The organism is Streptomyces sp. Ag109_O5-1 (assembly GCF_003814875.1).
Taxonomy (GTDB): Bacteria; Actinomycetota; Actinomycetes; order Streptomycetales; family Streptomycetaceae; genus Streptomyces; species Streptomyces sasae.
The window spans coordinates 415,578-428,541 of sequence record NZ_RKQF01000001.1; the positions used below are offsets into that span (position 1 = coordinate 415,578).

A 12,964-nucleotide genomic window follows, 5' to 3' on the forward strand; every position below is an offset into this window, starting at 1 on the left:
CCGGCCGGGGATGTGACACAGGCTCTCAGAGACCCCGCCGCGCCCGGTCGCGGCCCGGACGGAGGGCGGTCCCCGGTGCTGCGTACCGTCGGAGTGGAGGAAGAACTCCTGCTGGTCCACCCGGACAGCGGGGAGCCGATGTCCAGGGCGGCCGATCTCCTCGACCGTGCCGCCCGGGACGATCCCGGGCAGGCCGTGTTCCAGAAGGAGCTGTTCGGGCAGATGCTGGAGCTCGCCACCAGTCCGCAGTGGGACATGGCGGACCTCGGCGCCGAGATCGTCCGCTGCCGCAAGGAGGCGGCCCGGCTCGCCGGGGAGATCGGCTGCGCGGTGGCGGCGCTCGCCACCTGCCCGCTGCCGGTCACTCCCGCGCTCAGCGCACACGAGCGGTACCGGTGGATGGCGAGCCGGTTCGGGAGCGCGACGCTCGACAAGTTCGTGTGCGGCTGCCATGTGCATGTGTCGGTGGAGTCCGACGAGGAGGGCGTCGCCGTCCTCGACCGCCTCCGGCCGTGGCTCCCGGTGCTGCGCGCGCTCAGCGCCAACTCGCCGTTCTGGCAGGGCCGGGACACCGGTTACGCCAGCTTCCGCAGCCGGCTGTGGTCGCGCGGCCCGTCGGCGGGGCCGACCGAGCTGTTCGGGTCGGCCGAGCGGTACCGGCGGCGGGTCGCGGACATGGTGGCCAGCGGGGTCATCCTGGACATGGGGATGGTGTACTTCGACGCCCGGCTGGCCGTGCACTACCCGACGGTGGAGATCCGGGTGACCGATGTCTGTCTGCGGGCGGAGACCACCGTGCTGGTCGCCACGCTGGCCCGGGCCCTGGTGGAGACGGCTGCCCGGGACTGGCGGGCGGGACGGCCGCCGCTGGACCACAGCGTGAGCATGCTCCGGCTGGCGTCCTGGCAGGCCGCCCGCTCCGGCCTGGACCAGGACCTCCTCGATCCGGTGACCATGCGGCCCCGGCCCGCCGTCGACGTGGTGCGTTCGCTGCTGGCGCACACGGCGGACGCGCTCGTCGCCAGCGGTGACGCGGTCGGCGTCGAGGAGGCCCTCGCACAGCTGCTGCACAGCGGCGGCGGCGCCCGTCAACAGCGATCCTTCCTGGAGCGCACGGGCAGCCTGCGGGACGTCGTGGTCGAGTGCGTGCGCCGTACGCAGGGCTGATCTCATGTCATCGGTGGGACACGAGTTGACCGTTCCTGACACGGGCCGCCCTCCCCTGGGCTACATTCGACCCGCGTCGACAACAGTACCGATCGGGAGGGTCACCCTCCGTACATCCAGGAGCAGCGCATGCGCGACTACGCCCTCGCTCCGACGACCGCTTCGACCCTGGCCGGCGGGCTCGCCGACAGCATCTTCGAGACGGCGGACCGGAACCCGACCCTGCCGGTGCTGGCGCGCCGGCCCGACGCCGCCGCCGCGAGCTGGGAGGTGGTCACGGCGGTCGAGGTGCGGGACGAAGTGGTCGACCTGGCCAAGGGGTTGGTCGCGTCGGGGATATCGCCGGGGCACCGGGTGGCCATGATGGCGCGCACGCGCTACGAGTGGACGGTGTTCTGCCTCGCGCTGTGGTCGGTGGGGGCCGAGGTCGTCCCGATCCACCCGACGTCCTCCCGGGACCAGGTCGAGTGGATCCTGCGGGACGCCCGCTGCGTGGCCGTGGTGGTCGAGGACGAGCTGGCGGTGATGACCGTCGGGACCGTGTGCGAGAGCCTTCCCGGGCTCAAGCACGTGTGGCAGCTGGACTCGGGGGCCGTTGCCGATCTGGTGCAGAAGGGCCTGTATGTCCCGCTGACCACGGTGGAGTCGCTGCGCCGGATCGTGATGCCGGACTCCACGGCGGCCATCACCTACACCTCCGGCACCTCGGGCCGCCCGCTGGGCTGCGCGCTGAGCCACCGTGGGCTGGCGTACCCGTGCGACACCCTGCTGGCGGGCTGGGGGCACACCGCCGCGCAGCCGGGCGAACAACCGTCCGTGCTGGCCTACCTGCCGTTCTCGCATGTGTACGGCCTGATGGTGATGGTGCTGTGTCTGCGCGGCGGGGTCCTGATGGGCCACGAGCCGGAGATGTCCGAGGCCGCGCTGGCCTCGGCGCTCGCCGCCTTCCGGCCGACCTATCTGTACGCCGTGCCGTCGGTGCTGGAGAAGCTGTACAAGACGTTCCTGCGCACCGCCCAGCAGTCGGGCCGGGGAGCCCTGTTCGACCGGGCCGCGGAGACCGCCCGGGACTTCGCCGCCGCCGAGGAACGGCAGCGGCTCGGCACCGGCGCGGGCCCGGGCTTCGACCTGCGGCTGCAACACGCCCTGTACGAGCGGACGGTGTACCGCAGGCTGCGGTCCGTGCTCGGTGGCCGGGTGCAGCGGGCCACGTCCGGCGGTTCCTCGCTCAGCCGTGAACTCACCCTGTTCTACGAGGGCATCGGCATCTATGTGCACGACGGCTACGGCCTGACCGAGTCCAGCGGCGGGATCACCATGCAGCCGCTGGGCCGCGAGAAGTCGGGCACGGTCGGCCAGGCCCTGCCGGGCACCCAGATCCAGGTGGCCGACGACGGCGAGATCCTGGTGCGCGGGCCGTCCGTGTTCCAGGGGTACGTCGGTGACGACTACGCGACCCGGGCCGCGCTGCGCGGCGGCTGGCTGGCCACCGGGGACATCGGGCGGCTCGACTCCGCGGGCTATCTGACCATCACGGGCCGCAAGAAGGACATCATCATCACCAGCAGCGGCAAGAGCGTGGCCCCTGCCCCGCTGGAGCAACGGCTGCGGATGCACCCGCTGGTGCACCAGGCGGTGGTCGTCGGCGACGACCGGCCCTGTGTGGGCGCGCTGATCACCCTGGACCCGGACTTCCTGGCCCACTGGCGGGGCGCGCTGGCGGTGCCGGGCGACTCGCCCGGGCGTGAGGCGCGTGAGGAGAACGCGCTGCGCGAGGAGATAGCCCGGGCCATCGCGTCCGCCAACAGCGTGGTGTCCCGCTCCGAGTCGATCAGGGTCTACCGGGTGATCCAGGAACCGTTCGCCCCGGGCAACGGGATGCTGACGCCGTCGATGAAACTGCGCCGGGACGCCATACAGCGCCACTACGCGGCCGAGATCGACGCCATGTACCAGGCCCGTACCCACGCGGTACGGCGGCAGGGTCCCCCGGAGCCGGCCGACTGGGACGACTCGGACGACGTGTTCCGGTGAGCTGATCGCGCGTATCGTGTCCCGTCGTGGGAACTCGCCGGGAAGACCAGGACGGCGGCGACAGCCCCTTCCCGGGGCCGGGAGAAGAGATGGCGACCGGGCCACGGCGGGAAAGCGGACCGAGGGCGGAGACGTGTGAGCGCACGGCCGCCTTCCCGGGCGAACTGCGCAGCGTGACCGGTGCCCGGCTCGCCGCGGACGGCTACCTGGCCGACCTCGCCCGCACCTCGCCGCCCGCCAGCCCCGAGAGCTGGGACGACATCCTGCTGGTCGTGACGGAGCTGGCTGCCAACGTCGTCCAGTACGCGCCGGGGCCCTTCGCGCTGCGGATGCGCCGCACCTACGACGGTGTGCACATCACGATGCACGACACCAGCCGGGTCCGGCCCGAGCCCCGGCCCTTCCGTCCGCACCGGGGCGGGGGCGGTATCGGCTGGCATCTGCTGCACACCCTGTGCGACCAGGTCAGCGTGGTCGTCACCGAGGACGGCAAGGACGTGCACGCGTTCCTGCCCTGGTGAGAGCCGGGTGCGCTCACCCGGGCCGGTGCGCGACCACCCCGAACATCGTCACCGACATGTGCAACGCGCTCCGCTCGGCGGCCTCGGAGAGCTCGGCGTACAGGGCGTCGCGCTGGTCCTCGCTGAGGGCTCCGGAGCGTACCGCGGACTCGCCGAGCATGCGGATCACCGGCCAGGCGACCGAGCGGTGGTCCTGGAGCAGGGCCTGCGAGCCGCGGTCGTCGACCACGAACCCGGCCGCGCTGAGCTGGCCGACCAGGCGGCGCCCCGAGCTGGGGTTGGCGCCGTTCAGGACGGCCGAGGTGAGGGCGCGCACCACCTCCGGGTCGCCGGGGTGCAGGATCGTGGTCGCCCAGTCGGTGTCCAGGAGTGCCACGCGGCCGCCGGGGCGCAGCACCCTGGCCATCTCGGCGACCGCCTTGTCGGGGTCGGCGAGGTGCTGGAGGACCCGTTCGCACCAGACGACGTCCATCGAGCCGTCGGACAGCGGCAGAGCGAGCGCGTCGCCGTCCGTGAACCGGGCCCGGCTGTCCGCGGAGCGTTCCTCGGCGACCGCACGCAGTCCCGCGTTGGGTTCGACGCCGATCGCGACACCGTCCGGACCGACCGCGGCGGCCAGCACCCGGGTCTGCGAGCCGGTTCCGGAGCCGACGTCGAGAAGTCGCTCGCCGGGCCGCACCGCCAGCGCCTCCTCGGCCCAGGCGCGCAGCCGCCGTACACCCGGGTTGGTGTCCTGGGAGTCGAGGGCGCCCACCAGCGGGGCCATGCGGTCGGGGTCGATGTGCCGCTTCTGGAAGCCCGTCCCGGGCTGGGTCTGCGCCATGGCGGGCACTCTACTGGCGTACGTGATCGCCGTGGGGCGCCCTCGTACCGGACGGAAATCCGGCGCATATATGTGCGACCGCCGGTTTCCCCCGTGGTTCCAGGGGCATGCTGGAGCCCACGCGTTCGGCTGCCTGCTCCGCCCGGCTGGCGGAACGGCGTCGGGCACGGTGGGATCGATGTGGTGCGAAGCAAGCGTTCCAGGGCATCCGAACGGCGTCGAGCCGGACGGCCCGGAGCAGCGGAAAGGGATGGACACCGTGACACGACCCAGGATCCTGGTGGTGGGCGCCGGCTTCGCCGGAGTGGGATGTGTGCGCCGCCTGGAGCGGAAACTCGCCCCCGACGAGGCCGACCTCACCCTGGTGTCGCCGACTTCCTACCAGCTCTATCTGCCGCTGCTGCCGCAGGTCGCCTCGGGTGTGCTGACCCCTCAGTCGATCGCCGTCTCGCTGCGCCGCAGCAAGAAGTACCGCACCCGGATCATCCCGGGCGGTGCGATCGGCGTGGACCTCAAGTCCAAGGTGTGCGTGGTCCGCACCATCACCGAACAGCTGATCAACGAGCGGTACGACTACATCGTCCTGGCCCCGGGCAGCGTGACCCGCACCTTCGACATCCCGGGGCTGACCGATTACGCCTTCGGGATGAAGACGCTGGCCGAGGCCGCCTACATCCGCGACCACGTGATCTCCCAGCTCGACCTGGCCGACGCCAGCACCGACCCGGCCGAACGGGCCGCGCGGCTGCAGTTCGTGGTGGTCGGCGGGGGATACGCGGGCACCGAGACCGCGGCCTGTCTGCAGAAGCTCACACACGCGGCCCTGCACCGCTATCCGAACCTGGACCCGAAGCTGATCAAGTGGCATCTGATCGACATCGCACCGAAGCTGATGCCGGAGCTCGGTGACAAACTCGGCCGCAGCGCCCAGGAGATCCTGCGCCGGCGCGGAATCGACGTCTCCCTGGGGGTGTCGATAGAGAAGGCGGGACCCGAGGAGGTCACCTTCACCGACGGCCGCGTGGTGCCCACCCACACCCTGATCTGGACGGCCGGCGTGGTCGCCAGCCCGCTGATCGCCACCCTGGGCGCCGAGACGGTCCGCGGGCGCCTCGCGGTGAACGCCGAGATGACCCTGCCGGGCCACGACGGGGTGTTCGCGCTGGGCGACGCGGCCGCCGTACCGGACAGGGCGAAGGACGAGGAGGGCGCGGTCTGCCCGCCGACCGCGCAGCACGCCATGCGGCAGGGCAGGGTCGTCGCCGACAACGTCATCGCGACCCTGCGCAACCAGCCGCTGCACCCGTACGAGCACAAGGACCTGGGGCTCGTGGTGGACCTCGGCGGCAAGGACGCGGTCTCCAAGCCGCTCGGCATCGAACTGCGCGGACTGGCCGCCCAGGCGGTGGCCCGCGGCTACCACTGGTCGGCGCTGCGCACCAATGTGGCCAAGGTCAGGGTGGCGACCAACTGGGTGCTGAACGCCCTGGCCGGCGACGATTTCGTCCGTACCGGCTTCCAGTCCCGCAAGCCCGCCCGGCTGAAGGACTTCGAGTACACGGACACGTACCTGGCCCCGGAGCAGGTCCGGGCGCGGGCAGAGGGAACGGGCAGCGCCCCTGCGTGACACAGGGCGCGCCAAAGTGAGAGCGGCCGGGGGGTCGGTGCGGGCGGAGCTGTGGGGGCGGCTCGCCGCGTCCGATCCCGGGCTGCTCCGCCTCACCGCCGGCCTGCGCACGGTCACGTCGATCGCGCTCACCCTCGCCGTCCTGGCCGTGCTGCGGGCCGACGTGACCCATCTGGTGGCCGGGGCCATCACCGCGATGGTCGCCACCTTCGCGATCCGCGAGAAGCAACGCGCCCAGCAGGCCGCCACGCTCGCGCTGGGCCTGCCGACGGCGCTGGCCTCGATGTCGCTGGGCGCACTGCTCAACTCCCGGGTGGTGATCGGTGACCTGTTCTTCGTGGCGCTCATCTTCTGTGCCGTGTACGGCCGTCGCTTCGGCGACCGGGGCACGGCGCTGGGTCTCATCGGCTTCCAGATCTATTTCGTCTCGCTGTTCGTGCACGCGACCGTGCCCGCGCTGCCGGGGCTGTACCTCGCGATCACGGTGGCGTTCGGCTGCGCGGCGCTGGCCCGGTTCGCGCTCGTACAGCAGACCCCGGCAGGCATCCTCGACGCGCTGCGGGGGGCCTTCCGGGCCCGCTTCGCGCAACTGGTGGCCGCGCAGGCCGAGCTGCTCGACGCCGGACCGGACGAACTGGACAAGGTGGTGGAGGAGGTCCGGGTCAGGACCGCGAGGCTGCACGAGACGGCGCTGCTGATCCAGGGGCGGCTCACGGACGGCACCTCCGACGAGGCGGTGGCCCGGCTGGTGCAGCGCCGGATCGCGGACGCCGAGATCGCCGCCGAGCGGCTCGGACTGCTGCTGCTCACCGCGCGTGGTGAGCGGCGCGCGGACACCCTCACCCTGCATCTGCCGGGCGCCCACCTGCCGTCGGCGGCGCCGGCGCCGGTGGGGGACGAGTCGCTGGAGCGGCTGCGCCTGGACCTGGAGGCGCTGCGGCTGCTGGTGCTGCGGCCGGCCGGCCCGCGGTCGGGGACGGCGTTCGCCCAGCTGCGCAACCGGCTTCTCGGCTACCGCGAGGAGGAGAACCTGCCGGACGCCTCCTCCGCCGTCCAGGACGTCTTCCGGGGCGTCGGCGAGACCGCGCGGGCGGTGCTGGGGCTGCGGATCGCGATGGACGGGCCGCAGGACGAGTCCGACGACACCCCGGCGACCGCCCGGTCCCGGGAGGAGCTGGACGCCGAGGACGCGGCCATCGAGGGCGCCGAGGAGGACGAGCGGGAGGCGGAGGAGCAGACCGGGCTGCGCCGGCCGACCACCCGGGCGGCGGTGCAGGTGGCGGTGGGCTCGTCGCTGGCCATCGTCGGCGGCGAGTTCCTGTCCGCCCAGCGCTGGTACTGGGCGGTGCTGACCTGCTGGATCGTGTTCATCAACACCGCGTCCACCGGCGAGATCCTGGTGAAGGGCTACCGGCGGCTGCTGGGCACGGTCCTCGGCGTCGTGGCGGGTATCGGGCTCGCAGGCCTTGTCGGGCACCACACCTGGACGGCGTTCGGGCTGGTGCTGCTGTTCGTCTTCGCGATGTTCTACTCGGCGCCGCTGTCGTACACCCTGATGTCGTTCTTCGTGACGGCGATGCTGGGCCTGCTCTACACGCTGCTCAACACCTACAGCCTGGACGTGCTGGTGCTGCGAATCGAGGAGACGGCGCTGGGCGCGGTGTGCGGGGTGATCGCGGCCGCGGTGGTGCTGCCGGTGCACACCGACCGCCGTACCGACGAACTGCTCGTCGCGACACTGGACCGGCTGGCCGAGGTCACCCGGGCCTCGGCCGACCAGTTGAGCGGGGCACCGCCTGCCGATCTGGTGGAGAAGGCCCGTGACCTGGACCAGGCGCTGGCCGACCTGGCGGCGGCGGTCCAGCCGCTGACCCATCCGATCACCCCGCTGCGCTCCCGCCGGGACACCGCGCGCTATGTGGTGGCGCTCCTGGAGACGTGCGCCTATCACGCGCGGTCCCTCGCGGCGACGGCGGAGCTGCTGCCCACCCATCCGGCGATCGCGGCGGATCCCCGGCTGCGCGGGGCGGGCGAGCGGATCGTGCACAACATCGAGGCGATCGCCGCGCATGTCGCCGAGCGGGAGCCCGCCCCCGGGATCGAGACCGGCCCGAGCATCGCGGCGATGCTCAAGCCGGGCACCCTGGGCGCCCCGCGTTACGGCCGGGTGACCGACCGGGTGCTGCGGCATCTGCAGCGCCTGGACGAGGCGGTGGCGGGCCTGGCCCGGCCGCTGGAGGTGACGGTCCGGTCCCGGGCCGGCTGACGGTGCGTCACCGGCTCATGGCCTCGGCCCGGACCCGGGCGCAGCTGCGGCTGATGAGCCGGGAGACGTGCATCTGGGAGATGCCCAGGCGGTCGGCGATCCGGCTCTGCGTCATGTCCTCGAAGAAGCGCATGTAGAGGATGGCCCGCTCCCTCTCGGGCAGTTTGCGCAGCCCTTCCTTGGCCGCCTCCCGGTCGATGACGACGTCGTAGGAGGTGTCGCTCTCGCCGAGCGTGTCGGCGAGGCTGTAACCGTCCTCACCCACGGAGAGTTCGGCGTCCAGAGAGAGGGTGCTGAAGCTCTCCAGGGCCTCCAGGCCGGCGGTGACCTCCTCCTCGGTCAGACCGGTGCGGGCGGCGAGGTCGGCGACGCCGGGTTCGGGGGCGCCGGGGATCTGTGTGAGGTCCCGGCGGGCCACCCGCACCCGGTTGCGCAGTTCCTGCACCCGGCGCGGCACGCGCAGCGCCCACATCCGGTCCCGGAAGTGGCGCTTGACCTCGCCGGTGATGGTGGGCACGGCGTAACTCTCGAAGGCACCCCGTGCGGGGTCGTAGCGGTCGACGGCCTTGACCAGGCCGAGCGCGGCGACCTGGCGGAGGTCCTCGACGGACTCGCCTCGGTCCCGGAAGCGGCCGGCTATGCGGTGGGCCATGGGCAGCCAGGCGGCGACCAGTTCGTCGCGCAGGGCGTGCCGCTCGGGGCCGTCGTCGAGGGCGGCCAGGCGGGCGAAGAGGGCTGCCGTGTCCGGTGCGTCGTCGTGGCTGCGCCGGGACGCGGCCGGGGTCGTGTGGTCGGGCGTGCGGGGACGGCTGGTCGACAGGTCGGTGGGCATGCGGAATCGCTCCTGAACTGTGGGTTTCAGGGCGTCACCGGAACGTGGTTCCGGGACTCGACCCGAACTGCGGTGTCAGGGTCGCCGCGGGAGCACCACCCGGGCCGCTCTGCCGGGCCCGGGGGCCGGTCGGTGACCGTTCCCGCTGGCGCGCGCCTCCGGTCCGAAGCACGACAGTCCGCCTGCCCCTCCGCTCCCGGCGCAAACACCGCCGCGGGAACTTGGCCCGCGGCTCGGGTCAGGGGCACGGCCTCAGGGGCACGACCGCGGTGATCCGCTTGCCACCGCGGGGCAGTCCGGCGACCTCCACGTCACGGGCCAGCCGGCAGACGATGGGCCAGCCCCGGCCGCCGGGGCGACAGCGGCCGCCCTCGTCCACGGCGGGCACGGCCACCGGTACCTCGTCACTGCGGTCGCTGACGGAGACGCGCACCGCACAGCCGTCGACGTCGACGTCGAAACCGGTGATGCCACCGCCGTGCAGAATCGCGTTGGTGGCCAGTTCCGAGGTGACGAGCAGGGCGTCCGCCAGGTCCGCAGAGGCACAGGGCAGGGCCTGCCGGGCGACCGCACCGCGTACGGCTCTGCGGGCGTCGGCCGGCCGCAGCGGCGGCGGCGGCAGGTGGGACTCGGGTCGTACCACTGCGGATCGGGTCAGATACTTCTCGCGCATCCTTTCGCCCCCTGGCTGGTGGACCGCTCGGTTTCGTGAGTCTGTCCGTACGGGTCTCTCCTTGTTCGGCTCACCGGTGAGAGCGCGGTCAAACACGCCGATGGCCCGCGAGGGCTTCCCCAAAGTGAAACGGGTCACGTACCCTGTTCCCTGCTACGCGAAATAGCCCTGGATGGTTTACCGTTCACTCATAAGTGGTCGAGGAGTCGACGGAAGGTCCTCCCGCGCCACCTCTTGACGGCCCTGGCTGGCCTCCCCCGTCCAGCCAGGGCTTTTTAACGCCCGGACGCGCCTCCTCCGGCCATTCTCAGGCCCTTCGAGGTGCCCGGCGCGACGGCAGAGGCTGAAATGGGCATAGGGAAAGCCCCGTACCCTCGCCGGCGAGGAGCCCCGCGCCATGACCAAAGCCATCAAACTGCTGACCGCCCTGCCCCAGGCGCAGCGCGAGCGCCTCATGGAACTGGCCCAGGAGGTCTCCTTCCCCGAGGACAGCAGGATCTTCGAGGCGGGCGGTACGGCGGACCGCTTCTGGGTGATCCGCTCCGGGGCGGTCAACCTGGACCAGGAGGTGACGTCTCACAAGCGGGTCACCGTCGCCAGCCTGGGCGCCGGCGACCTGCTCGGCTGGTCGTGGCTGTTCCCGCCCTACACCTGGGACTTCGGGGCGGTGGCCTTCAGCCGGGTGCGGGCCTACGAGTACGACGCCGCCGCCGTGCTCGCGCTGAGCGTGGAGGACCCGCTGCTCGGGCTGTCGCTGGTGCGGACGGTCGCCGAGATCCTCGCCAGCCGGCTGGAGGTCACCCGGGGCAAACTCCTGGACGCGTACGCCGGACGACGGCCCGTGTAGGGGTGCGGAGCTCAGACGCGGTAACGGCGCAGGGCCGGGACGGCGGCGGCCAGCGCCAGCATGACGGCGACGACCAGCAGCCCACCGCCCGCGACGGCCGCGCGCGGCCCGAACACGGACCCCATGGTGCCGTGCAGGACGTCGGCGAGGCGCGGGCCGCCCGCGACCACCACCGTGAAGACCCCCTGCATCCGGCCGCGCATCTCGTCGGTGGCCGCGGACAGCAGGATCGCGCCCCGGAAGACCATCGAGACCATGTCGGCGACCCCGGCGGCGGCCAGGAATGCCACGGCGATCCAGAGGTTGCGGCTCAGCCCGGACCCGGCGATGGCGGCTCCCCAGCCGACGACCGCGCCGATCACCATCCAGCCGTGCCGGCGCGCCCGGGAGAAGGTGCCCGAGAAGAGTCCGCCGAGCACCGCGCCGACGGGGATCGCCGCGAACAGCAGGCCGAGCGCGAGCCCCTCGCCGTAGGAGCCGTAGGTCTGTGCGGCCAGCTGCGGGAACAGCGCGCGGGGCATGCCGAAGACCATCGCGATGATGTCGGCCAGGAACGACAGCAGCAGCACCTTGTGCATGGAGATGTAGCGGAACCCCTCCGCGATCTCCCGTACCCCGGCCCGGCGGCCCGTGGCACCCGCCAGCGGTGGCAGGGCGGGCAGCCGGTAGACCGCCCACACCGTCACGCACAGCGCCAGCGCGTCGATCAGATACAGCTCGGGCAGGCCGATGACCGGGATCAGGGCACCGGCGAGCAGCGGCCCGACCACCTGCCCGGTCTGCATGACCGTCGAGCCGAGGGCGTTGGCGGCGGGCAGCTGTGCCTCCGGGACGAGCCGGGCGATGGAGGCGGTACGGGCCGGGGCGTTCAGCCCCCAGAACGCCTGCTGCAGGGCGAGCAGCACCATCAGCGCGGCCACGGACTCCAGCCCCGTGACGGCCTGGAGCCAGAACAGCAGCGAGGTGAGGGCTATGCCGCAGTTGGTGATCAGTAGCAGCCTGCGGCGGTCCATGGCGTCGGCGACCGCGCCGCCCCACAGCGCGAACACGATCAGCGGCAGCAGCCCGGCCAGGCTCGCGGCGCCGACCCAGGCCGAGGATCCGGTGATGTCGTAGATCTGCTTGGGCACGGCCACCGCGGTGAGCTGGCTGCCGACCGAGGTGACGATCGTCGAGGACCACAGCCGGCGGTAGGCCGGGACTGCCAGCGGACGGGTGTCCATCGCCCAGCGGCGCCAGCCGCGCCGGGGTGGGGCCGCCGTGGTCTCGTCGGAGGGCTGTGCGCCGGACTGGGTGCCGCTCTGGCTGGTGTCCACGGTGTTCCTGGTGTCCTGGTCTTCTTGGTGGTCGCTACATCTTTCAATGGCAGGATCACTATCCCAGCAACTTCTGCCCCCGCCGAACCGGTTGTCTCAGGATGCGGCCGCAGGGGCGTTGCACAAGCCGCGTTCCGCGCTGTCCAGGAGCATCTCCAACGCCGTCGGATAGGCGCTGGTCACCATGCGTTTCGCCAGCAGAGGGGCCGCCTCCGCGATACGCGGGTGGGTGGTGGCGGGCAGCCGGGCGTACGTCGAGCTCCACTTCGCCTCGTCCGCGCGCTGGAAGTCCTTCGGCAGGGCCAGGGACGCCGCGTCCAGGGCGGCGAAGGCCAGGGTCTGGTCGATGAAGGCGTGGTAGACGCGCACGGTCGCGGCCAGGGGGAAGCCTGCCGATCTCAGGACCTCCAGGACCGCCTCGTCCGCTGCCAGTTCATGGGCCCGTCCCGTCACCCGGTTCGCCGTCAGCAGGGCCGCCTGCGGGTGGGCCAGGTACTCCGCGTGGATACGCAGGCCGATCGTGCGCAGGTCGGTCCGCCACTCCCCCGTCGGCGCCCAGCCGGACAGCGCCTGGCCGATGAGCGCGTCGCCGATCGCCAGGGTCAGGTCGTCCATGCCCCGGAAGTAGCGGTACAGGGTGCTGGGGTCGCAGTCGAGGGCCAGCCCCAGGCGGCGGGCGGTGAGGCCGGCGCTGCCGTGTTCGCGCAGCAGACGCAGCGCCGTCCCGACGATCAGCTCCTCGGACAGCACGGTGCCGCTGCGCGTCGGACGGCGCCGGCGCCGCCTGTCCTCCGTTACGACCTGTTTGGGCATCGCCCGCTCCCCTGCACCCGTCCTTATGCCAACGCCATTGACCTT

Annotated in this window: 11 protein-coding genes; 6 read left to right on the forward strand and 5 right to left on the reverse strand. The window is 72.3% G+C overall.

Annotated features, from left to right (window positions below; translation table 11 throughout):
• The first annotated feature begins 78 nt into the window (after window positions 1-78).
• The 3 genes from EDD90_RS01880 to EDD90_RS01890 all read left to right on the forward strand — a co-directional run bounded on the left by EDD90_RS01880 (window position 79) and on the right by EDD90_RS01890 (window position 3,722).
• Complete coding sequence (locus EDD90_RS01880) at window positions 79-1,167, forward strand: glutamate--cysteine ligase (protein ID WP_123980782.1); 1,089 nt, start codon at window positions 79-81, stop codon at window positions 1,165-1,167.
• Between the two features lie 129 nt (window positions 1,168-1,296).
• Complete coding sequence (locus EDD90_RS01885; protein WP_123971418.1) at window positions 1,297-3,201, forward strand: long-chain fatty acid--CoA ligase; 1,905 nt, start codon at window positions 1,297-1,299, stop codon at window positions 3,199-3,201.
• Between the two features lie 89 nt (window positions 3,202-3,290).
• The gene (locus EDD90_RS01890) at window positions 3,291-3,722 is read left to right on the forward strand and encodes an ATP-binding protein (RefSeq protein WP_123980784.1); all 432 of its coding nucleotides are present in this window, start codon (window positions 3,291-3,293) and stop codon (window positions 3,720-3,722) included.
• A 13-nt stretch (window positions 3,723-3,735) separates the two neighbouring features.
• Here EDD90_RS01890 and EDD90_RS01895 read toward each other — a convergent pair whose 3' ends face one another.
• Complete coding sequence (locus EDD90_RS01895) at window positions 3,736-4,545, reverse strand: methyltransferase domain-containing protein (protein ID WP_123971419.1); 810 nt, start codon at window positions 4,543-4,545, stop codon at window positions 3,736-3,738.
• A 250-nt stretch (window positions 4,546-4,795) separates the two neighbouring features.
• Between EDD90_RS01895 and EDD90_RS01900 the strand changes: the two genes are divergently transcribed.
• Both EDD90_RS01900 and EDD90_RS01905 read left to right on the forward strand, forming a co-directional pair.
• Window positions 4,796-6,172: an NAD(P)/FAD-dependent oxidoreductase gene (locus EDD90_RS01900; protein ID WP_123971420.1), complete on the forward strand. Its 1,377-nt coding sequence runs from the start codon at window positions 4,796-4,798 to the stop codon at window positions 6,170-6,172.
• Window positions 6,173-6,188: 16 nt separating this feature from the next.
• Window positions 6,189-8,438, forward strand: a complete 2,250-nt coding sequence (locus EDD90_RS01905; RefSeq protein ID WP_260327520.1) for an FUSC family protein — start codon at window positions 6,189-6,191, stop codon at window positions 8,436-8,438.
• 7 nt (window positions 8,439-8,445) lie between these two features.
• On the opposite strand, the gene EDD90_RS01910 is transcribed toward EDD90_RS01905, so the two are convergent.
• Together EDD90_RS01910 and EDD90_RS01915 are read right to left on the reverse strand one after the other, a co-directional pair.
• Complete coding sequence (locus EDD90_RS01910; protein WP_123971421.1) at window positions 8,446-9,270, reverse strand: SigB/SigF/SigG family RNA polymerase sigma factor; 825 nt, start codon at window positions 9,268-9,270, stop codon at window positions 8,446-8,448.
• Between the two features lie 238 nt (window positions 9,271-9,508).
• Complete coding sequence (locus EDD90_RS01915) at window positions 9,509-9,943, reverse strand: ATP-binding protein (protein WP_123971422.1); 435 nt, start codon at window positions 9,941-9,943, stop codon at window positions 9,509-9,511.
• A gap of 397 nt (window positions 9,944-10,340) precedes the next feature.
• Between EDD90_RS01915 and EDD90_RS01920 the strand changes: the two genes are divergently transcribed.
• Window positions 10,341-10,790, forward strand: a complete 450-nt coding sequence (locus EDD90_RS01920; protein WP_123971423.1) for a cyclic nucleotide-binding domain-containing protein — start codon at window positions 10,341-10,343, stop codon at window positions 10,788-10,790.
• Window positions 10,791-10,801: 11 nt separating this feature from the next.
• Here EDD90_RS01920 and EDD90_RS01925 read toward each other — a convergent pair whose 3' ends face one another.
• Window positions 10,802-12,106 carry an MFS transporter gene (locus tag EDD90_RS01925; RefSeq protein ID WP_123971424.1) on the reverse strand — a complete coding sequence of 435 codons (1,305 nt, stop codon included), beginning with the start codon at window positions 12,104-12,106 and terminating at the stop codon, window positions 10,802-10,804.
• A 96-nt stretch (window positions 12,107-12,202) separates the two neighbouring features.
• Complete coding sequence (locus EDD90_RS01930; RefSeq protein ID WP_123971425.1) at window positions 12,203-12,919, reverse strand: TetR/AcrR family transcriptional regulator; 717 nt, start codon at window positions 12,917-12,919, stop codon at window positions 12,203-12,205.
• Between the last annotated feature and the right edge of the window lie 45 nt (window positions 12,920-12,964).